The following is a 21,254-nucleotide window of genomic DNA, read 5'->3' as shown; positions in this document are numbered from 1 at the left end:
CGGGGGATGCGGTGCCCGTTCGGTCCCGGCGTCGCTGACGGGCGGATAAGGCATGAGCATAACGGAGTACGCAGCAAAGACCAGTGATTGATTTGTTTGTCACTACTGTCTTTGCGCAGCCATTCCGGGCAGTTTTCCAACATGTTTCGGGGCCGATCTCCGATGCCGATCGGCGGGCTCATCGGGAGTCGAGACCGGCGACCGTGACCGCCAGCGCCGCGATCGACGCCAGGCCGAGCAGTGTCAGAGCGTGTCGCGACAGGAACGCCCGCACCCCGGGCGGCCGGGCGGGACCGGGCGCGTCGGCGTACCCGTCCAGGTGCCGCCGCAGCAGGTCGTGGCGGATCTGGTAGGCGGCACCGGCCTGGCGCAGCACGCCCAGCCGCTGCGCGGACCGCAGGAACCGCATCAGCCGCAGCGGCAGCCTGCGGGTCAGCCACAGCCAGCCACACGCCGTGGCGTACGCCCACCACGCCGAACTGGCGCTCAGGAAGGCCAGCAGCGTCACGCCGACGCCGACAGCGGCCGCGAGGAACAGTCCGAGCACCAGCTCGCCGTCCAGCGACAGCAGCAGGGTGATCGCGGCGGCCACCGACAGGCCGGTGCCGAGCGCCGCGACCACCGAGGCCATCAGGTCCCGGCGCAGCACCGAGGCGGGTGAGACGGCCTCCTCCAGCCGGTTCGCCGAGCCGCTGAGCCAGCGCCCGATCCCGATCGGCACGGCCAGCGCCGCGGCGAGGCCCGCGACCACCGGTGCCATGACCGCCACCTCGACCGCGTCACCGGCGAAGAACGCCGCGATCGACGGAACGGCGATGGCGAGGCCGACCGCCAGACCCAGCACCAGGCTGGCGGGCAGCCGCCGCAGGCGCGGCACGATCCGGCGCGGTGCTCCGGCCTGGCCCGCCGTGACCGCCCGGACGAACACCAGCAGCGCCACGATGATGAACAGGTACGGCACGACGATGCTGTACGGGTCGTCGCTGGTGACCATCGCCAGGTCCGGGCGGCGGACCGCGTCGGCGAGCACCGCGGCCAGCCGCGCGGCGGCGTCCGGTTCATACCGTGCCACGACGAGCAGCACGGCCAGCAGGGCCGCCGACAGGACGGCCGCGACCGTGAACGCCTCGGCCAGCACCGTCCGGGCCGCGCGGACGAGCGGGTGCCGCTGCGGCCGGTCCGGCGACCACACCGTACGGACCATCCCGACGCCGACGACCGTGCCCAGGAACAGGCCGACGACGCCGGTCTGGGCAGCCCCGAGCAGCGCGTCCCGCGGGTCCTCCAGCAGCGTGAGCAGCGCGCCGGGCACCGCGCAGAGCACCGCCAGCTGGAGCGCGGCCAGCAGCACGAGCACGGGCCGGGGCACCAGCCGGGCCAGCCGCCACCAGTGCAGGTTCGGGTCGCCGGGCTGGGCCGGCAGGCGGCGGCTGAGCAGGGACAGCCACCGGCCCGCGCGGGCCGCGGCGGGCTCCGAGCCGTACACCGACGGCAGGAACCGGCTCAGCACCCGGCTGCGGATCTGCTCCTCCGACGGCAGGGTCAGCAGGTCCGACGGACTCGTGCCCGGCGCCCGGTAGGCCTGCCGCGCCATCGAGATCATCAACGGGGTGGCCAGCGCGGCCGCTACCGGACCCGTGGGCTGCTCGGCCATCCGCCCGGTCAGCCCGGACCAGCGGGTGCTGTCGGTCGGCTCCCGCTCGCCGAGGTAGGTCGTGGCGTCGGGCACCGACACCGGCTCCATGTCGACCACGATCGCCTGGGGCAGCACCCCCTGGCGTTCGACGATCTCGCGAAACTCGTCGGTCCGCGAGGTCAGCACCGCGCGCAGTCCCGCCCCGGCCGAGGTCTCCAGCTCGTGCAGGGCCAGTTCACGGCTGCGCACGGGCAGCTCGTCGAGGCCGTCGAGCACCGGCACGATCAGCCGCCGCTCGACCAGGTGCTCCGCCTCGGCAGCGCTGACCTGCGGATACTCCTCGGCGATCTGGCGTACGACCCAGCTCTCCAGACCGCCTGCCGCCGGATCCCACGCGGCGATCGACAGCGGCACGGGAACCGCTCCGGCATGGTCGGGCGCGGTGGCCGCCGCGACGAACAGCAGTGCCGTGGTCGACTTGCCCGCTCCCGGACGGCCGAGCACGACCACGTGCCGCACGTGCGGATGGTTCAGCACGGTGAGCAGGTCCTCGCCCGGCGATCCGGCCGCGCTGCCCCACGGCACGGGCCTGGTGCGCTCGTCGGCGCCGGCCAGCCGGAGCACGCCCGCGGCCTGCACGCCGGGCGTCTCGGTCAGCCGCCAGCCCACGTGCAGCGGCCGGGGCAGGTGCAGCGTGCGCGCCGCGAGCTCGCGGGACCAGGTCAGGTTCACGACACGGCGCAGCCGGGCCAGCGCCACCTCGTCGGGCTGCGGCCGGTGCGAGGCCCGCCGCAGCATCCACGCCACCATCGCTCCGGTCGTGACGACCCAGGTCAGCGGGAGCGCGAAGATGCTCGCCCACTGGTCGGCGTTCTCCCGGCCCTCGCGCAGCAGGAACCACACCAGCCCGGCGAAGACGGCCGCCGAGGCGACGCCGGTGGCCCCGGCGGCGGCCAGCCAGCGCAGCCGTCGCCGCTCATCAGTAGGTCGCACATCGACAGTCTGAGATACGCGGACAAGTGGCACGTCCGGCGGTCAGCCGAACGAGTCGGCCCGTCCGGCCGGCCGCGCCAGAACGGCCCCTTGCGCAGACAGGTCTGTAATGCAAAGCTAACTGCATGACACACGAATCCGTCTCGCCGACGGACAGCCCTCACGACCTGCTGGCCGCCGTGCGCGAGCTGACCCGCCAGGTCCGTGTCGCGCAGCGGGGCACCTGGTTCCCGCTGCTGGTCTTCGCGGCGGTCACCCTGGTCGCGATACCCGTCTACCGGTACGCCCCGTTCGTCGACCTGTTCGGCACCTGCCGCTCCCAGCCAGGGCAGACCGTCTGCATGACACCCCACCCGGTCGAGCTCGGCTACTGGACGCTCGCGCTGGTGCTGGCGTACGGGGTGATCGCGGGCTTCTACGTCCGCCAGTCCCGGCGGCGCGGCATCGGCACCCCCATCCGGCCCTACGTCATCACCGGCGTCGCGCTGGCCCTCGCCATGGCGGCCGTGTCGGTCTGGCAGGCGTACCAGCCGCTGCTGCCCGTGCCCGCCGACCCGTTCGCCGTCGACGCGGCCGACATCGCGCTCAGCCCCGCCGCGTGGCTGGTCAACGGCTTCGCCAGCCCCATCGCGGTGATCGGGCTGGCACTGCTGGTGCTCGCCTGGGTCGAGCGGAACGGGGCCCTGGCGGCGTACAGCGTCGGCTACCTGGTCATCGTGGTGGCCGAGAGCAGCCGGTTCATCCACTCGTCGTCGCCGTGGTTCTTCCTGCCGCACCTGCTGGTCCCGGCCGCCGCGCTGCTGCTGGGCGCGGCCGCGTTCGCCCTGTTCCGGCCCGCCGCCGAGGTCCAGCCGTGATGACCGACCACCCCACCAACAGCCTCGACGACGTCGTCCACCAGCGCGTCAGGCTGGGCATCCTGGCCATCGCCCAGCAGGCCCGCCAGGTGGAGTTCGGTTTCCTGCGCACCACCCTGCAGCTGACCGCCGGCAACCTCGGCCAGCACCTGACCGTCCTGGAGAAGGCCGAGCTGATCCAGATCGAGAAGGGGTACGAGGGCAAGCGCCCCCGCACCTGGGTCACGCTCACCCCGGCCGGGCAGACCGCCCTGCGCGACGAGATCGCCCACCTCAAACTGCTCATCCAGCAGGTCGAGGCGGCCTCGCCCGCCGAGCGCTGACCATCGGACGCGGACGGACCCGACGCCACTGCGGGTCCGTCCGCGCCGGGCGCACTACTCGGACTCCGCCGGTGTCTCCCCGCTCGCGACCCAACCCGCGACCAGCACCAGGCCCGACGGGCGGTGCCGGGCCACGAACCCGAACGGCCGGTCCAGCAGCAGCCGCACCTGCAGCGGGCGGCCCGACGGCGGGGCGCTGCCGGCCCGCATGCCGAACGCGGTCACCACCGCCGCCTCGAACCCGTCCGCCGTGAACGACGCGGTCAGGTCCTGCGCCGCCGCACCGACACCCAGCGGGAAGTCGCTCACCCCGGGCAGCCGCTGCCGGCTCAGCTCCGACACCGTACGCAGCCCGAACAGGTCGGGGTCGGCGAGCAGGTCGTGTGACGACGTCACCGTGAACCGGGGCAGGCTCGCCAGCAGCCGTGGTGCGTCGTCGTGCGCCCAGCCGCGGTCCACGGTGACACCCGGCGCGGTGTCGCCCTCGGCGAACTGTGAGCCGTGCTTGGACGGCCGAGCCGACCGGGCGTCGACCCCCGCCGTGAGCACCGCGGCAGCCGGAGTCCCGGGCAGGCCGACGGCCAGGTCGACATCGATGCCGTCGGAGCCCTCGACGGTCAGCACGGTGACCGGACCGTGCGCGGTGGCGTACTCGGCGAGCATGTCGAGCTTCCGCGTGGTCCGGTGCAGGCCCGCCAGATGCTGCCCGGACCACGGTCCCTCGTCAGGCCTGAGCACGCCGTCGGTGAACGGCTCCTGCCAGCGGGTCCGGGCGACCAGCGCCGACGCCAGCACCAGCAGGGTCTCGGGGTCGATCCGCAGTGGCATCCGATCGAGCAGGCCGCCGGTCTGCTCGCGCACCCAGGCGTCCAGCGCGGCCTGCCCGCCGAGCGTGCCCACGGTGCCCGGCGGCAGGCTGTCGCGCCACGAGTCGCGCAGGTCCAGTCGCGGGTGGACCCACGCGCCGATCGCGGCCCGCAGCCCGGGTGCCGTGCGCAGCAGTTCCACCAGGGCAGCCGCCCCAGCGGCCGCGGCATCCGGGGGCAGGCCGACCGCCTCGGCCAGCTCGTCGCGACCGTCGCCGTCGGCGGCCGGGGCGAGGTAGGCCAGCAGCGGCCACACTCCCGCCCCGGAGACCGCGGCCGACGCCCCGGAGTCGATCGTGGACACCCATCGCCTTGTCAGCGCGTTCGCGCCCGCCACCGCCGTCTCGATCACGGCGACACCATACGCCGCAGGGGCGACGCGGCCGCTGCTCCACAGCCGCCGCCCGCGAAGGCGACGGTTCTGTCGCACCCTCGGCATAGCATCTACATGAGTCGCTGTCTCGGTGGGCGGGAGCGGGCCGGACGCAGCGCAGGCACTCGGCGGACGGGCAGGTGGGAGACGTGACCACGCAGACGCACCACACGAACCGTGCTCTCCTGCACGCCACCATGCTCACCCTGCGACTGGCCGCCGCGGACCTCACCAGTGCCCAGGGCTGGGCGCGGATGCTCGCCGTCGCGGCCCGCCACCCCGGACGTGGCGTCAACGACGTCCTGCTCATCGCACGCCAGCACCCGCACGCCACTGACCTGGCCACCTACGAGCAGTGGCGCGCCCGCGGCGCCCATGTGCGCCGCGGCGAACGCGGCGTGACCCTGCTGCAACCGCTGGACGGCACCGGCGGTGCGCACGACGTCGTCAAGGTGTTCGACATCGCGCAGACCAATGCGCTGCCCCCGACCCGGCCACCCGCGCACGACCTGGTGCCGGTGGTGGCGGCGCTGGCCGCGCTGGCCGACCGGGCGGGACTGTCCGTGCGGCTGCGCCGGGGACTCGCGGCGGCGGCCAGCGCCGACGGCGACCGGCTCGACCTGGCCGCCAACCTGCCGATCTCCGCGACCGCCGGGCACCTGGTCGGCCACCTGGCCCGCCGGATGCTGTCGGCGGGACCGGCCCGCGACGTGCAGGCCGCCGGAGCCGCCCGCATCGTCGCGCTGCGCTTCGGGCTGCAACCACCCGACGCTCCGCCACCCGGCCCCGGCCACTGGCCCGACGTCACCGACCCGGCAGCCCTCGACCAGGCCGTGATCGGCAGCGCCACGGCGGCGATCGGGGCCGCCGACGCCCTCACCGCCCGGCTGCGGCGCGCACTCGACCAGCGCCCGGCATCCGCCCGCCCCACGCCCGTACGCCCGGCACCGCCGACCCCGCCGACGCGTGCCGCCCGCGTCCCGGCGCAACGCCGACCGGCCCCGCCGGCAGTCCCCGCCTCCGACACCGCCCACCTGGCCGTGCTGTACGCCGCCAACGCGGCCGCCGCCGCCTTCTACGCCGCCCGCCTGCCCGCCAGCCGCAGCGCCGCCGCCTACCTGCGTTCGCGGGGCATCGGCGCGGCCGCCGATCCCGACGGCGGCTGGCAGCTCGGCGTCGCCCCACCCGGCAACGACACCCTGCTGCGGCACCTGCGCTCGCTGGGCTTCTCCGAGCAGGTCATGCTCGACGCCGGGCTGGTCGCCGCGAGCCGCCTGCACGGCGGCGGCCGCTACGACCTGTTCCGCGACCGGCTGATGTTCCCCATCCACACCCCCGACGGGCAGATCGCCGGATTCACCGGCCGGGACCTCTCCGGGCAGCCCACCAGGGCCAAGTTCTTCAACACGCCCGCGACCCCGGTGTTCCGCAAGGGCGAGCTGCTCTACGGCCTCGCCCCGCAGCTGCGCCGCCAGGGCGCTCCCGCGCAGTTCGTGGTGGTCGAGGGGCCCACCGACACGATCGCCGCGCAGCTGGCCTACCGCGGGCTGGCCGGTGACGGGGTCACCACCATCGCCGTCGCGCCGTGCGGGACCGCGTTCACCGCCGCCCAGTTCGGCCTGCTGGCCGCGCACGCCCGGCCCGACACGTCGCTGATCATGTCGTTCGACGCCGACAGCGCGGGCGTCAAAGCCCTGAACCGGGCCTACCCGCTGGCAGTCACCTGGCCGCACGGGCGGGTCCTGGGCACCGCCCCGGCGGGGCACAAGGACATCGCCGCGCTGCTGCACGACCGAGGCCCCGACGACGCGCTGCTGGACCTGCTGGCCGCCGAGCGGCCACTGCCGCTGCTCGCCGTCGAACACGCGCTGGCCAGGGCGTTCCCCGACGGCTTCCACGCCGACTGGCCGGAGGCTCGGGTGCGCGCCTACCGGACCGTCGCGCCGTACCTGATCGACGCGGTGCGCCACGGCGACGTCGACCTGCTGCTGCAATCGGCGGCGGCGCAGCTCTCGCTGGCACCGCACGAGTTGAGCGAGGGCGTGATCCAGCACTTCGGACCGGCCGGGCGCACCGCTCAGCCGCGCCCCGCCGCCCGGATCGCGTCGAGATCGCGTACGGCGTGACCGCGGACTGCCCTTTCTCGGGGATCACGTGCGGGCGGGGTGCTTCAAGGAGAGCGGGGAGCGACGGCCGGACGCCGGGTGGCCCGTGCGGGACCACCCGGCGTCGCGGTCACAGCGCGGCGACCGCGTACGTGCGCACGTAGTCGAAGCTCGCCGTGGCCCCGGCGCGGTTCATCGACACCAGGCCGATGCGCAGCGCGCCGACGCGTGGCAGCGACCAGGTGCCGCCCCACGTCCAGGACGTGCCGTAGGTGCTGGACCCCATCCGGATGTCGTGCTCGCCGCTGGCGGCGTCGTAGTGGTAGAGCAGGCGCAGCCACAGCGTCGACGTGGCCGGGCCGCCGAACATCGGCCGGTGGAACACCGCCGACGGCGGGGTCGTGGTGGGCCGCTCGGCCTCCTTGCCGAAGTCGGTCACGTGCAGCAGCGCGCCGCCGCCCCGGCTGAGCGGCAGCACCGAGTGGGTGAGCTTGACGTAGCGGTCGTCGTGCTCGTAGAGCACCAGCCCCGCCTGCTGGTTGCCGGTGTCGCCGGTGAACGCCAGCTTCGTCTCCACCACGAAGTCACCCGGCGGCGCGGCGCGCAGCAGCACCGATGCCGTGTTGGTGCCCTCGTACAGGTCGGCGGCCTGGGTCGGCCAGACCAGCGCCCCACCGGAGCGGTTCGCGGTGACGCCCGCGCCGCGTACCCAGCTCCAGGCCGGGTCGCCCGCCTGCGGCGTGCCGGACCCGCTGAACTCGTCGCTGTACGCCGCCAGTAGCGCCCCCAGCTGCGGCGGCGGCACCTTCGCGGTGACCGGCTGGTACAGCGGAGCCGCGCCGAGGTTGTCGGCCGCGCTGACACCGCCGGTGGACACCGCCCCGATCCGGCCCGCGCCGGTCGCCCCAGCGGGCAGGGTGAGCGTCACCGTCGCCACGGCGGTGCGGAGCCGGTCCGGGGTCACCCAGGCGACCAGGGTGCTGCCGCGCCGCTCGACGGCGAGGTTGTGCCACGAGTCGTGGTCGAAGCCCGCGGGCAGGTTGCCCGACAGGCTGGTCAGCACGCCGCCGACCCGCGCCTCGACGATCAGCTTCTGCTGCGGGCGGTTGATCCAGGCGACCACGTTGTTGTTCGCGTCGGTGTAGCTGACGACCAGGCCGACTGCGCCGCCCGTGTTGGCCGCGCCGAGCCGCAGGTCGGCCTCGATCCGCAGGTCGCCGCTGACGGTCGCGGTGCTGAGCTGGTACGCCGTGCCGCTGCCCGAGTAGGACAGGAAGCCCTGGGAGTCGGGGTCGCTGCCCAGCGTCCACGGCCCGGTCCAGCCCGACAGCGAGCCGCCGTTGAAGCCGCTGCCGACGGTCCAGGTGGTGACCGGCGCCGGCTGCGATCCGGTGGACGGCCCCGCTCCGGCGCGGACCACCGGCCAGCCGCCGATCCAGTCCAGCCGGTCGATCATCAGCGGGCGGCGGCTGAGGTTGTTCATGGTGCCGCCCCACGGGCTGGTCACCGGAGGGAAGTCGGGGTTGGCCTGCCGGATCGCGTGGTACACCAGCCAGTCCTGCCCCGACAGGTCGGTGGCCAGCGCGTTGTGGCCGGGGCCGACGAAGCCGTTGCCGCTGGCGGCCACCACGATGCCGTCCTTGCTGGTCAGGTCCATCAGGTTGGACCCGCCCGGGGTGGTGAACGGCCCCAGCGGGCTGCTCGCCCGGCCGACCTTCACCGCGTACCCGCTGAACGCGCCGTCGCAGCAGCCCGCGTCGGAGTAGAACAGGTAGTACATGCCGTCGCGGCGCACCACGAAGCCGCCCTCCATCCGGCGGCCGCGCGCGACCTGGGTGACCGCCCCGGTCAGCGCGGTCCCGGCGGCGTTGAGCCGGGACACGCAGATCGTGTCGTAGCTGCCCCAGTACAGGTACCGGTCGCCGTTGAGGTCGGTGTACGACGCCTGGTCGATCGCGCCGCTCGGGCAGCCGCCGCCGCCCGCGGGCACCAGCAGGCCCCGGTCGGTCCATAGGCCGGTCGGCGTCGGGGCGGTGGCCAGCGCGATCCCGCCGCCGGACAGCGAGTAGGTCAGGTGGTAGACACCGTCGACGTAGCGGATGTCGGGCGCCCACGGGCGGGTGCCGCTCGGCCACCACGACGGCCGCCCGGCGAAGCTGAACACGTCCCCGGCATAGCTCCAGGTCACCATGTCCGGCGAGGTCAGCACCGGCAGGATGTGCTCGACCTGGTCGCCGGCCAGCAGCCGCACCGGGTTGGTGGTGCCGTACGCGTACCAGGTGCCGTTCTTGGCCCGGATGATCGCCGGGTCCGGCAGGCTGTCCACGACCCCGGCGCTGACCGGGTTGGTGTAGACCGTGGCCGCCGCCACGGCGTCGGCGGCCTGCCCGGCGGGTGGCACGGCCAGCGCCGCGCTCAGCAGCACCGCCGCGCCCAGCAGGGTGCGGGCCAGGCCGTGCGGTCGTGAGAGGACTCCGCGCATCGCGGTCCCTTCCGTCGTCGCGCCGCGCATCGGGCGCGCCGCATCTGCGGCGACAGTAGGTTTGCGGCATTCTTCCCGCGAGAGGCCGTCGGAATGCGGTGCCGCGCGGACGCCGCGACCGCACCCGGACCTGCGCCTACCCGTCCAGTTGCTGCGACGGGACGGGGGTGGCGGCGGCCGTTCTTGCCAGGATGTGAAGAGTATTAACAGGATCCGTTGAAATGAGCCCCGAATTCTGTCGGAGCGTTGACGGAAAAATTCGGCCCCCCTAGCTTTTCGCTCATGCCGCCCGCCAGCAGCGCCCACGCGCTCGTCCGCCGCTCCCACGAGGAGCGTGTGCTGCGCGTGCTGCAGCAGTCGGGCGCGCTGAGCCGCGGCGAGATCGCCGACCGGGTCGGTTTGTCCCGCACCACCATCTCCGAGATCACCAGCGAGCTGCTGGTGCGCGGTGCGATCACCGTCGTGGACACCGACAGCCACGGCCGGGTCGGCAGCGGGCGGCCCGCCGAACGGCTCGCCCTGGACCCCGGCTCCGGCCAGTTCATGGGCGTCGACTTCGGACACCGGCGGGTGCACATCGCGGTCGCCGACGCCGCGCACGAGATCATCGCCGCGGGCACCGCCCGCTACCCCGAGTCGGCCCGCTGGCCCGAACGCCTGCAAGCCGCCTTCGCGCTGGTGGAGCAGCTGTCCGCGGACACCGGCGTGCACTACGGGGCGCTGCAGGCGGTCGCCGTCGGCGTGCCCGGCTGGGGCAACCGGCTGCCCGCCGACGGCGTCGCCGACGCCTTCGCGCACCGCTTCGCCGCCCCGGTCACCGTCGACAACCACGTGCGCTACGCCGGGCTCGCCGAAGCGGCCCGCTCGTCGGCCGACACCGCGGGCAACCTCGTCTACCTGCGGCTGTCCGACGGGGTCGGCGGCGGCCTGGTCGTCGGCGGCAGGCTGGTGCGCGGCGCGGGCGGCCACGCGGGCGAGTTCGGCCACGTCACCGTCGTCGGCGAGCAGGGCGAGTTGTGCCGCTGCGGCAAACGCGGCTGCGTCGAGACGATCGCGTCCGTGCCCGCCGTGCTGGCCCGGTGCCGGGCGCTGGGCATACCGCTGGAGAACCTGGACGACCTGCGGGCCGCCGTCGACATCGCGCAGCCGACCGTCGACCGGGTGCTGCGTGAGGCCGGGACCGCCGTCGGCCGGGTCCTCGGCGCGGTCGCGATGGCACTCAACCCGAGCGAGATCGTGCTCGGCGGCGAGATCGTCCAGCTCGCCCCCGCGCTGCTGCAGCAGGTCCGGTCGACGATCACCTACGAGCTGTCCTGGCTGCCCGACGCCGCCCCGCTGGTGCGGGCCGCGTCGCTGCCCGACTCCGGCGGCGCGCTCGGCGCGATCACCGCGCTGTTCCACGACTCGCCACTACTGGCCAGCTACCCGGCCACGGTGACACCGAGCCGCCCCACCCCGATCCGAGGAAGCAGGCCCGTGCGCCTTACCAACCCGGCAGGTCCGTCGTGGCTGTCGTGACCCCGCCCGTGCCCGCCCCGGCGCGTACGACCTCGCCCGCGCGCCGCCCGCGCAGCCTGCTGCCGCTGAACCTGGTGTCGGTCGCCGCCGGGGTCGGCCTGTGGTGGGCGCTGGCCGCCGCGGGCCTGCAGTTCCCGACCCCGGCCGAGGTCGCCGTGCAGGCCGGGCGGATGGCCGCCGACGGCACGCTGCTCGACGACGCCGTCGCCAGCCTGCTCCGGGTGCTCACCGGGTTCGTGCTCGGGTCGGCCGCCGCGATCGTGGTCGGCTTCCTGATGGGCTGGTACGCCGTCGCGCGGGGGCTGTTCGAGCCGTGGATCCAGTTCTTCCGCACCATCCCGCCGCTGGCCATGCTGCCGCTGGTGCTGGTGCTGCTCGGCATCGACGAGACCCCGAAGGTCTTCGTGATCTTCCTGGCCGCGTTCCTGTCCTGCGTCATCTCCACCTACCAGGGCGTCGTCAGCGTCGAGCGCACGCTGATCAACGCGGCCCGGGTGCTGGGCGCGGGCGACGCCACCGTGTTCGCCCGTGTCGTGGTGCCCGCGTCGACGCCGTTCATCCTGGTCGGCATGCGGGTCGGGCTCGGCGCGGCGTGGGCCACCCTGGTCGCCGCCGAGCTGCTGGCCGCGCAGGAGGGCCTGGGCCACCGGATGCAGACCGCGCAGCTGTACTACGACCTGCCCACCATCTTCGTCGGCATCGTGTCGATCGGCGTGCTCGGCCTGCTCATGGACCGCGCCCTGCTGCTGGGCGGCAACCGCCTCACCCGCTGGCAGGAGACCCGATGAGCACCGCCACCACCGCCCGCATCGCGGTACGCGACGTGAGCCGCCACTTCACCGTCGGGCGCGAGCGGTTCACGGCCCTGGACCGGGTCACCCTCGACATCGCCGACAACGAGTTCGTGACCCTGGTCGGCCCGTCCGGCTGCGGCAAGACCACCCTGCTCAACATCCTCGCCGGACTCGACCACCCGACCTCGGGGGACGCCCTGGTCGGCGGAGAGCCGGTACGCGGCCCCGGCCCGGGACGCGGCGTCATCTTCCAGCAGTACGCCCTGTTCCCGTGGCTGACCGTGCGCGGCAACGTCGAGTTCGGGCTGCGCACCGCCGGGGTCGGCCGCCGCGAGCGCCGGGAGCGGGCCGAGCACTTCATCCGCCTGGTCGGGCTGGAGCAGTTCGCCGACGCGCTGCCCAAGACCCTGTCCGGCGGCATGAAACAGCGCTGCGCCATCGCGCGGGCGTACGCGGTGAACCCGTCGATCCTGCTGATGGACGAGCCGTTCGGGGCCCTCGACGCGCTCACCCGGGTCCGGCTGCAGGAGCAGCTGCTCGACACCTGGAACGCCGAGCGGCGCACCGTCGTGTTCGTGACCCACGACGTCGACGAGGCCGTGTTCCTGGCCAACCGCGTGATCGTGATGGCGGCGCGGCCCGGCCGCGTCTTCGCCACGGTCGACGTCGACCTGCCCCATCCCCGTACCGAACAGATCCGGTTGAGCCCGGAGTTCGCCGCCCTGCGCAACCGCGTCTGGCAGGCGGTCCACCACCAGTAGCCGCACCCGGCGACAGGTTCCACCCACACCCGTACATCCGAAGGATTCACCATGCCCTTGAACCGACGCGCCCTCGGCCTCGCCGCCGTCGCGCTCACCCTCACCCTGGCCACCACGGCCTGCGGCGACGACGCCACCGCCCCGGGCGGCGGCGCCCTGACCGCCGTCAAGCTCGGCTACATCGGCGACTGGAACGGCGCCAGCCTGCTGGCCATCGCCAACGAGAAGAACCTGTGGCAGGCCCACGGCCTGAAGGCCGACGCGAAGGTGTTCACCAACGGCCCGCTGCAGATCCAGGCGCTGGACACCGGCGACCTGGAGTTCGGCTACATCGGACCCGGCGCGATGTGGCTGCCCGCCTCCGGCAAGGCCAAGGTCATCGCGATCAACACGCTCGGCAACGCCGACCGGGTCATCGCCCAGCCCGGCATCACCAGCCTGGCCGACCTGCGCGGCAAGACCGTCGGCGTGCCCGAGGGCACCTCCGGCGACATGATCCTCACCCTCGCCCTGCGGTCGGCCGGGCTGACCAAGAAGGACCTGAAGGTCGTGCCGATGGACCCGGCGACGATCGTGTCGGCGTTCTCGTCGAAGAAGATCGACGCGGCGGGCTTCTGGTATCCCGCCACCGCGACCATCAAGAAGCAGGTCCCGGACCTGGTCGAGCTGGCGAAGAACGCCGACTTCGCGGCGCAGGTCTCCTTCCCCACCGCGTTCGTGGCCGGGAACAAGGTCGTCGACGGCGACAAGGACAAGGTCACCAAGGTGCTCGCCGTGCTGCGCGAGGCCATCGCGTTCCGCAGCGAGCACCCCGACCAGGCTGTGGAGTACACCGCGAAGCTGCTCAAGGTCAGCGTCGACCAGGTGCGGGCCGACGCCGCCAACTCGCAGACGATCCCGGTCGCCGACCTGGACAGGTTCACCGCCGACGGCACGATCGCCAAGTGGCTGTCCGGGATGAACGACTACTTCGTGGCGGCGGGCAAGCTGCCCGCGACCGTCGACCCGGCGACGTACTACACCGGCGACCTGTTCACGGCGGCGGGCAAGTGACGCGGCGGCACAACATCCTGTTCCTGATGACCGACCAGCATCGGGCGGACACGCTCGGCGCGTACGGGAACCAGCTCGTGGGCACTCCGGTGCTCGACGAGCTGGCCCGTACGGGCACCCGCTTCGACCGCTGGTACACCCCCACCGCGATCTGCACCCCGTCGCGGGCGAGCCTGCTCACCGGGCAGGCCCCGTTCCGGCACCGGCTGCTGGCCAACCACGAGCGCAACGTCGGATACCTCGAGGATCTGCCCGAAGACGTGTTCTCGTTCTCCCAGGTGCTGCGCGACTCCGGCTACCAGTGCGGGCTGGTCGGCAAGTGGCACGTCGGCCACCACCGCCGGGCCGCCGACTTCGGCTTCGACGGCCCCGACCTGCCCGGCTGGCACAACCCCGTCGACCACGAGGACTACCGGGCCTTCCTGGCCGAGGGCGGGCATCCGCCGTACGCGATCAGCGACCGCATCCGCGGCACCCTGCCCAACGGCGGCCCCGGCAACCTGCTCGCGGCCCGCCTGCACCAGCCCGTCGAGGCGACCTTCGAGCACTACCTGGCGACCCGCGTCATCGAGCTGATGCGGCGCTACGCCGCCGACGGGCGGCCGTTCTTCCTGCAGGCCAACTTCTTCGGCCCGCACCTGCCCTACATCGTGCCCGACGAGTACTTCGACCTGGTCGACCCGGCGACGGTGGAGCTGCCCCGCTCGATCGCCGAGACATTCGACGGCAAACCGCCGGTGCAGCGCAACTACAGCGCCCACTGGACCTTCGACACCATGCCGATCGAGCAGACCCGCAAGCTGATAGCCGTCTACCACGGCTACGTCGCGATGATCGACCACGAGATCGGGCGGATCGTCGCGGCGATGGACGAGCTCGGCCTGACCGACGACACGGCGGTGTTCTTCACCTGCGACCACGGCGAGTTCACCGGCGCGCACCGGCTGCACGACAAGGGCCCGGCGATGTACGAGGACATCTACCGCACTCCCGGCCTGCTGCGCGTGCCCGGACGACCGGCCGGGGTGGTCCGCGACGAGTTCGTCAGCCTGCTCGACTGCACCGCCACGATCCTGGAGCTGGCCGGACTCGACCCGTCGGCCGCGGTCGACTCACGCAGCCTGCTGCCGCTGACCACCGGGCAGCCCGCCGACTGGGCGCCCGACATCGTGTGCGAGTTCCACGGCCACCACTTCCCGTACCCGCAGCGCATGCTGCGCACCGACCGGTACAAGCTGGTGGTCAACCCCGACTCGGTCAACGAGCTCTACGACCTGCGCGACGACCCCGACGAGCTGCTCAACCTGTACCGGCTGCCGGAGCTGGAACCGGTCCGCTCGCGGCTGCTGCGGCGGCTCTACCAGGTGCTACGGGACCGGGGCGACAACTTCTACCACTGGATGACCTCGATGTACGACGTCGGCGAGGTCACCCACGACCCGACCCTGAGCGGCCTCGACGACGCGACCTACCGGCCCGCCGCGACCTGATCCGGTAGGCGGCGGGAGCCGCTCCGCCGCCCACCGGGCGTCCTTACGGCAACGTGCGCTCCGAAACCCGTGCCGGGCCTACCCCGACCCGGACGCATCCTCCACTATGGAACCGTGACCTCCGCGCCAGGCAACGTCTGGGCGGTCAGCGACCTGCACCTGTCGTACGCCGACAACCGCACCCTCGCCGACGGCCTGTCCCCGCACACCCCCGCCGACTGGCTCATCGTCGCCGGGGACGTCGCCGACCAGTTCGCCGCCGTGCGCACCGGCCTCGCCCGGCTGCGGGAGCGGTTCGCGCAGGTGATCTGGGCGCCGGGCAACCACGAGCTGTGGACCCCACCGGACGACCCGGTGCGGCTGCGCGGGCGCGAACGCTACGACGCGCTCGTCGCGATGTGCCGCGGCCTGGACGTGCGCACCCCGGAGGACCCGTACCTGCGCCATCACGGCCCCGACGGCCCGGTCGCCATCGCGCCCCTGTTCGTGCTGTACGACTACACGTTCCGCCCGCCCGGCTGCGCCACCAAGGCCGAGGGCCTGGCCTACGCGCACCGCACCGGCATCGTCTGCACCGACGAGTACCTGCTGCACCCCGACCCGTACCCGAGCCGGGAGGAGTGGTGCGCCGCCCGGCTCGCGCACACCGAGGCGCTGCTGTCGACAGTGGCGGCCACCGAGCGCACGGTACTGGTCAACCACTACCCGCTGGTCCGCGAACCGACCCTGATCCTGCGCTACCCCGAGTTCGCCCAGTGGTGCGGGACCACCGCCACCGCCGACTGGCACCTGCGCCACCGTGCCCACACCGTCGTCTACGGGCACCTGCACATCCCGCGCAGCACCCGGCACGACGGCGTGCCGTTCGAGGAGGTCTCGGTCGGCTACCCCCGCGAGTGGCAGCCCCGGCCCACCCCACCCGGCCTGCGCCTGATCCTGCCCGCCGCTACCGGCTGACTCTCGGCACACGGTCGTCGGTGCTCATCCGCCCCTGCGCTCCGCGGTGCCGAGCAGGTGGTGCAGCTGCGCCCGCGAGCGCACCCCCGTGCGCCGGTACAGGCGGGTCAGGGTCGCTTCGACGGTCTTGACGCTCAAGAACAACGTCGCGGCGATCTCCCGGTTGGACGCGCCGCCGGTGGCCAAGCCCACGATCTTGGCCTCGGTCTCGGACAGGTCGGGCGCATCCGCCCGGTCCCCGTCGACGGCGTGGTCGGCGGTCCGGCGCGTGGCCGCCGCCCAGACCGGGGCCCCGGCGGTGGCGAAGACCTCCTCGGCCTGCTGCCACGAATCCCGGGCCGCCGCGCGACGTCGGCGGCGGCGTTCGACCCCGGCCAGCGCGATCAGGCTACGGCCGCGTTCCAGGGGCATGCCGAGGATCGCGAACTGGTCCTGCGAGCGGCGCAGCAGCGCCACCGCGTGCGCGGCGTCACCGGCCGCGCACCGGTACAGGCCCTCGGCCCGGTCCAGCGCCGCGTTCACGCCGTCACGGGCCAGCTCCCCCGCCAGGGCACGCACGTCGGTGATCAGCTGCTGTGCCTCGTCGAGGTCGCCGACGCCGACCAGCGCCTCGGCGAGGTCGGCGTGCCAGCGCAGCAGCGACGGGTCGCGTACCTGCTGGCGGCGCTCCAGTTCCTGGACGTGACGCAGCGCGCGGGCGGCGGCCGCGTTGTCGCGGCAGGCCAGCTCGATCTGCCCCAGGGCGTGCCAGGCACGGGCCAGGTAGATCTGGTCATGCTCGTGGGTGGACGCGGTCAGCGCCCGCTCGGCGTGGCGGCGGGCCTGTTCGGGGGTGCCCGCGGCGAGTTCGGCCAGCGCAGCCGTGTAGCAGGACGGCCCCGGGGACAGCCCGGCCCGCTCGCTGAGCCGCAGGGCGTGCTGCGCCCGTGCCTGCCCCGACTGGCATCGGCCCGACCGGATCTCGACCTCGGCTAGGTTGCGCAGGATGTCGACGACGTCCTCGGCGATGCCGGAGTCCTCGGCCGCGGGCAGCATCGCCAGCAGGCCCCGGCGGGCCGTGTCGAGCTGGTCGTCGAAGTAGGCGTGGCGCAGCGCGAGATAGTGCGGCGAGTTGTGCAGGCCGTACGCCGCCGGGGTGCCGGGCAGCGCGAGCGCCTGCGCCAGCGTGTGCTCGGCTGCGGGCTCGCCGAGGATGCGCTGCATGCGGGCGAGCATCGTCAGCGCGAGCGCCTGCTTGGGCTCGTCGGCGGCCAGCCGGGCATGGTGTGCCGCGGCTTGCGCCTGCTCGGCGGCCCGCTGCGGGGAGCCTTCGGCGAGGTTGGCGTGCCACGCCATCCGCAACCGGACCGCGGCCACGAGCGCGTGGTCGTCGTGCGCCTCGGCCAGTGCCCGGCTCAGCATCTCGTCCAGGCCGTCCAGTGCCTGACCGGCGGCGTCGGCCATCGACAGCCGGGCTCGGGCCCGGTCGGCGGGCGGGCTCGGCGTCTCCTCCAGCAACTGCACGGCACTGCGTACGAGGTCGGTGCGCCCGGCGGCCCCGGCGGCGCGGGCCGCTTCGATGAGCCACGCGGAGATCCGGTCGGCGGGCACGGCAGTGGTGGCCAGTGTCGCGGCGCGCAGCGCCAGTTCGGCCGCGCGGGTGGGGCGGCCCTGCGCCAGCACGGCGGCGGACGCGTCGCCGAGCGCGCACGCCAGGGCCGTGTCGGGCAGGTGGCTCAGGGCGCTGGTGTGCCACAGCCGGGTGGCGTCGTCGTCGGCCGCCGCGGCCAGCGCCCGGTGCCCGCCGGTCAACTGCTCGGGTGCGGCGTCGTGGACGAGCACCGCCGCCAGCGCCCCGGCCCGCAGGGTGACCCGCGCTTCGGCGGTCACCTCGACAAGGCCCGCGGCCTGCGCGGCGGCCAGGTCGTGCGCGGCCGTGGCACGCCCCGCGCGGCGGAGCTGGCGCAGCGTCGGCCGGTCGGCCAGCGCGGCCAGCAGCAGGGTGTGCCGTGGTGAGCCGTCCAGGGTGGCGAGCATGGCACGTGCCGCGGCCAGCACCTGCGGGGTGAGCACGGCGGTGTCGAAGGTGGCCGGGTCGGCGTCGGCGGCCGCCGCCGAGCCGATCGCCAGCAGCAGGCGCGGATTGCCGCCCCCGGCAGCGTGGATCTTCGCGGCGAGGCGGCTCGGGGTGCCCCGGTCGGCGAGCAGCTGCGCGGTCTGCGGCAGGTCCAGCGGCGGCAGCGCCAGCTCGGTGGTGCCGGTCAGCACGGGTTCGCCCGCGCGGACCGTGGCCAGCACACCGAGCGAGCCCTCGCCCCGGCGTACCAGGTACGCCAGGATCTCGCGGCTCGGCTCGTCGAGCCACTGCGCGTCGTCGACGACCAGCAGCCCCGCCTGCAGCAACGCGGCCAGGGTCAGCCGCAGGGCCAGCGGATCGGGGCTGCCCGCCCGCCGGGTGAGCACCGCGTCGACGGCGGCGCGCTGCGGGGCGGGCAGGGTGTCGCCGAGCCGCCCCTGCCCGTCGAGCTGCAGCAGCAGGTCGGCCAGCGCGCAGAACGCGATCGTGCGGTCCTCCGGGCTCGGCCGCAGCGTCCACACCGGACGGGCGCCGTCGGCCACGGCGGCGGCGACCGCCGTGCGCCCCGACCCGGCGGCTCCGCTGAGCGTGACGCGGCCACCGTCGGCGAGCCGTCGGCGCAGCTCATCGACCAGGGCCTGGCGGCCGACGAGGGTGGTCGGGGCGGTCATCAGATTCCTTCCGTGGATACTGCGGCCTTCAGGCCGGAGTAGGAGACGGAGTCAGGGCGGGGCAGACGTCAAGGCACCTCACCTGTGCGGGTGGCCGGGGCGTGTCGAAGAATCGCACACCCCGGCCGTCGGCGGCGACTACAGCGTGATCGACCAGGCGTCGAGCACGCCGGTGTCGCCAGGGCCGTAGTCGGTCACGCGCAGCTTCCACGTCCCGGCGGCGCCGCTGAGCACGTTCGGGACGGTGAACGTCCGCGACCCGTTCCACGCCGTGCAGTTGTACTGGCCGCTGCCGCTGTACTTGACCGGGTACGCGTAACCGGTCGGGGTGTACAGCGAGATGCCGATGTCCTCGGCGCAGCTGTGCGCGATCGTGACCACCACCGTGACCGTCGCGGTGGCCTGGCCGGTCGCCGTGGACTGCACCGGGCTGAAGAACTGGCCGTAGTCGGTGATCGCGTAGTCGGTGCCGCTGGTGAACGTACGCCCGCCGCCGCCCGGATCGGTGCGCACGGTCAGCGCCGCGCTCGCCGCGGACCTGTTGCCCGCCGCGTCGCGCGCCTGGACCGTGAACGAGTAGGACGTGTCCGCGCTCAGCCCCGTGACCGTCGCGCTGGTGGTGCTGACGGTGGCGGCCAGGGTCGTGCCCCGGAAGACGTCGTACGCGGCCACGCCGACGTCGTCGGTGGACGCGTTCCAGGCCAGCGACACCGACGTGCTGGTCTTGGCCGTGGAGCGCAGGTTGCCCGGCACCGTCGGCGGCTGCGTGTCGCCACCGCCGCCCGGGTGGGTGCGGGCGCTGACGGCGTTAGACGCCGGGGAGGTGTTGCCGGCCGCGTCACGGGCCTTGACCGTGAACGTGTACGCCGTGTCCGCGCTGAGCCCCGCGACCGTGGCCGACGGCCCCGTCACCGTCGTGGCCAGCGCCGAGCCCTGGTACACGTCGTACGCGGTGACGCCGACGTTGTCGGTGGACGCGTTCCAGGCCAGTGACACCGACGCGGCGGTCGTGCCGGTCGAGCGCAGGCTCGCGGGCGCGGTCGGCGGGCTCGTGTCCGAACCGGACCCGGTGACCAGGGTCAGGTTCCACTTCGCCAGCGCCTCGTTGACCGGCTGGAAGATCGACAGGTCGCCGTCGGACGGGTTCGACACGCACTGCGACGGGCCGCCGTCGTGCAGGCCGACGGCCTTGTCGCCGAGCAGCCACGCGCCACCGGAGTCGCCGCCCAGCGAGCAGGCGGTGCTCCAGGTCAGGTCCTCGATGATCAGACCGCCGCCGTAGTCGACGGACTTGTGGGTGTACTTCACGACGCCGCACTGCCAGTGGGAGGTGTTGCCGGAGTGGCAGACCCGGTCGCCGACCAGTGCCTCGGCGGAACCGGTGACGGTCACGGCGGCCTCGCCCCAGGTGTTGACCGACGCCGACAGGTTCCAGCCCGCCTCGGTCACCGCGACCACGCCCATGTCGCCCTCGCGGGCGTTGACGCTGCGCGAACCGCCGACGTTCGAGGTGCCGATCCGGTTCGCCTGGCCCTGCTGGCCGTACGCCGCCTGGTTGGCGTCGTTGGTGCAGTGGCCCGCGGTCAGGAAGTGCTTGCCGCCGTTGGCGTCCGTGGCGGGGAAACCGATGGAGCAGTTGCTCTCCGAACCCGGCCACCACGGGCTGCCGGGCCGCACGTCGCCTGCCTGCTGGCGCTGCTGCGACGCGGTGCGCACGATCCGCACGCCGGAGCCGAGCCGGGCCAGCCGCGCGACGGCGGCCTCCGTCGCGGCACCCTGCCGGGCGGAGTTCACGTTGACGACGACGTCGTTGGCCTGCACGTCGATACCCCAGCCGTAGACGCCGGGCACACCCGTGCCGACGACGGACTTCACTCCGGCGAGCAGCCGACCCAGCTCGGCGGGTCCGCGCGTGACCAGCCGGGGGCTGGCTCCCGCGGCGGACGCCTGGGCCGCCGCCGACCGGCTGGTCACCGCCACGACGAGCCTCGCACCGTCGAACCAGGTGCCGGACAGTTCGCTGCGCAGGCTGCCCGGCAGCGACGCGGCGACCCGGTGGGCCGCGTCCTGGGCGGCCAGCTCCCGGCGGGCCTGGTCGACGCTGATGCCGAGCGAGCGGGCGACACCGGCGGCGACCGCCGGGTGCACGGCGTCGGCCCGCGGCGGCGCGCTGCTGGCCGGTACGCCGTCGAGGGCCGGCAGGACCGCCGCGCCCAACAGCGCCGCGCCGAACAGCGAGGCTACGTATCTGGTGCGTGTACGCATCGGAGGTGCTCCTTTGAGGAGGTGACGGGGTCCTCGCGGCGAAGGCGGTCGCGT

The 21,254-nt window shown here is 73.9% G+C and carries 14 protein-coding genes; 9 read left to right on the top strand and 5 right to left on the bottom strand.

The features are described 5' to 3' along the window. Nucleotides 1-178: 178 nt before the first annotated feature. Entirely contained in the window at nt 179-2,629 is a 2,451-nt protein-coding gene (locus HAV40_RS08590; RefSeq protein WP_166380337.1) for an NACHT domain-containing protein, read from the bottom strand. A gap of 125 nt (nt 2,630-2,754) precedes the next feature. On the opposite strand from HAV40_RS08590, the gene HAV40_RS08585 reads away from it, so the two are divergent. Continuing rightward, nucleotides 2,755-3,486: a hypothetical protein gene (locus HAV40_RS08585; RefSeq protein WP_166380336.1), complete on the top strand. Its 732-nt coding sequence runs from the start codon at nt 2,755-2,757 to the stop codon at nt 3,484-3,486. Further along, nucleotides 3,486-3,809, top strand: a complete 324-nt coding sequence (locus HAV40_RS08580) for a winged helix-turn-helix domain-containing protein (protein WP_166380335.1) — start codon at nt 3,486-3,488, stop codon at nt 3,807-3,809. The genes HAV40_RS08585 and HAV40_RS08580 overlap by 1 nt, the downstream gene beginning before the upstream one ends. A 54-nt stretch (nt 3,810-3,863) precedes the next feature. Here HAV40_RS08580 and HAV40_RS08575 read toward each other — a convergent pair whose 3' ends face one another. Then, nucleotides 3,864-5,027 carry a serpin family protein gene (locus tag HAV40_RS08575; RefSeq protein WP_166380334.1) on the bottom strand — a complete coding sequence of 388 codons (1,164 nt, stop codon included), beginning with the start codon at nt 5,025-5,027 and terminating at the stop codon, nt 3,864-3,866. A 170-nt stretch (nt 5,028-5,197) separates the two neighbouring features. On the opposite strand from HAV40_RS08575, the gene HAV40_RS38830 reads away from it, so the two are divergent. Further along, on the top strand, nt 5,198-7,174 hold the full coding sequence (locus HAV40_RS38830; protein WP_166380333.1) for a toprim domain-containing protein: 1,977 nt from the start codon (nt 5,198-5,200) through the stop codon (nt 7,172-7,174). Between the two features lie 109 nt (nt 7,175-7,283). Here HAV40_RS38830 and HAV40_RS08565 read toward each other — a convergent pair whose 3' ends face one another. Next, entirely contained in the window at nt 7,284-9,635 is a 2,352-nt protein-coding gene (locus HAV40_RS08565) for a family 43 glycosylhydrolase (RefSeq protein WP_166380332.1), read from the bottom strand. 282 nt (nt 9,636-9,917) lie between these two features. Between HAV40_RS08565 and HAV40_RS08560 the strand changes: the two genes are divergently transcribed. The 6 genes from HAV40_RS08560 (at nt 9,918) to HAV40_RS08535 (ending at nt 16,208) form a co-directional block, all read left to right on the top strand. Further along, complete coding sequence (locus HAV40_RS08560; protein WP_166380331.1) at nt 9,918-11,153, top strand: ROK family transcriptional regulator; 1,236 nt, start codon at nt 9,918-9,920, stop codon at nt 11,151-11,153. Further along, the gene (locus HAV40_RS08555; RefSeq protein ID WP_203670890.1) at nt 11,141-11,941 is read left to right on the top strand and encodes an ABC transporter permease; all 801 of its coding nucleotides are present in this window, start codon (nt 11,141-11,143) and stop codon (nt 11,939-11,941) included. The genes HAV40_RS08560 and HAV40_RS08555 overlap by 13 nt, the downstream gene beginning before the upstream one ends. Continuing rightward, on the top strand, nt 11,938-12,708 hold the full coding sequence (locus HAV40_RS08550; RefSeq protein ID WP_166380330.1) for an ABC transporter ATP-binding protein: 771 nt from the start codon (nt 11,938-11,940) through the stop codon (nt 12,706-12,708). Before HAV40_RS08555 ends, HAV40_RS08550 begins: the two co-directional genes overlap by 4 nt. Nucleotides 12,709-12,759: 51 nt before the next feature. Next, the gene (locus tag HAV40_RS08545) at nt 12,760-13,761 is read left to right on the top strand and encodes an aliphatic sulfonate ABC transporter substrate-binding protein (RefSeq protein ID WP_166380329.1); all 1,002 of its coding nucleotides are present in this window, start codon (nt 12,760-12,762) and stop codon (nt 13,759-13,761) included. Next, a complete protein-coding gene (locus tag HAV40_RS08540) occupies nt 13,653-15,251 on the top strand; it encodes a sulfatase family protein (protein ID WP_476727376.1) in 1,599 nt (532 codons plus the stop codon). The genes HAV40_RS08545 and HAV40_RS08540 overlap by 109 nt, the downstream gene beginning before the upstream one ends. Before the next feature lie 114 nt (nt 15,252-15,365). Then, nucleotides 15,366-16,208 (top strand): metallophosphoesterase family protein, encoded by an 843-nt coding sequence (locus tag HAV40_RS08535; RefSeq protein WP_166380327.1) that lies wholly within the window; start codon nt 15,366-15,368, stop codon nt 16,206-16,208. Nucleotides 16,209-16,232: 24 nt separating this feature from the next. Here HAV40_RS08535 and HAV40_RS08530 read toward each other — a convergent pair whose 3' ends face one another. Together HAV40_RS08530 and HAV40_RS38360 are read right to left on the bottom strand one after the other, a co-directional pair. Beyond that, entirely contained in the window at nt 16,233-18,935 is a 2,703-nt protein-coding gene (locus HAV40_RS08530; protein WP_166380326.1) for a helix-turn-helix transcriptional regulator, read from the bottom strand. Nucleotides 18,936-19,073: 138 nt separating this feature from the next. Then, nucleotides 19,074-21,200: a fibronectin type III domain-containing protein gene (locus HAV40_RS38360; protein ID WP_239085693.1), complete on the bottom strand. Its 2,127-nt coding sequence runs from the start codon at nt 21,198-21,200 to the stop codon at nt 19,074-19,076. Nucleotides 21,201-21,254 lie beyond the last annotated feature (54 nt).

The sequence above is a fragment of the Catellatospora methionotrophica genome (assembly GCF_011297335.1).
GTDB lineage: Bacteria > Actinomycetota > Actinomycetes > Mycobacteriales > Micromonosporaceae > Catellatospora > Catellatospora methionotrophica.
This window is presented reverse-complemented; position numbering and strand designations above follow the sequence as displayed.

Coding starts and splice junctions, on each gene's coding strand:
- HAV40_RS08585 (WP_166380336.1), top strand. CDS start 2,755: ATGACACACGAATCCGTCTCGCCGACGGACAGCCCTCACGACCTGCTG.
- HAV40_RS08580 (WP_166380335.1), top strand. CDS start 3,486: ATGACCGACCACCCCACCAACAGCCTCGACGACGTCGTCCACCAGCGC.
- HAV40_RS08565 (WP_166380332.1), bottom strand. CDS start 9,635: ATGCGCGGAGTCCTCTCACGACCGCACGGCCTGGCCCGCACCCTGCTG.
- HAV40_RS08560 (WP_166380331.1), top strand. CDS start 9,918: ATGCCGCCCGCCAGCAGCGCCCACGCGCTCGTCCGCCGCTCCCACGAG.
- HAV40_RS08550 (WP_166380330.1), top strand. CDS start 11,938: ATGAGCACCGCCACCACCGCCCGCATCGCGGTACGCGACGTGAGCCGC.
- HAV40_RS08545 (WP_166380329.1), top strand. CDS start 12,760: ATGCCCTTGAACCGACGCGCCCTCGGCCTCGCCGCCGTCGCGCTCACC.
- HAV40_RS08530 (WP_166380326.1), bottom strand. CDS start 18,935: ATGACCGCCCCGACCACCCTCGTCGGCCGCCAGGCCCTGGTCGATGAG.
- HAV40_RS38360 (WP_239085693.1), bottom strand. CDS start 21,200: ATGCGTACACGCACCAGATACGTAGCCTCGCTGTTCGGCGCGGCGCTG.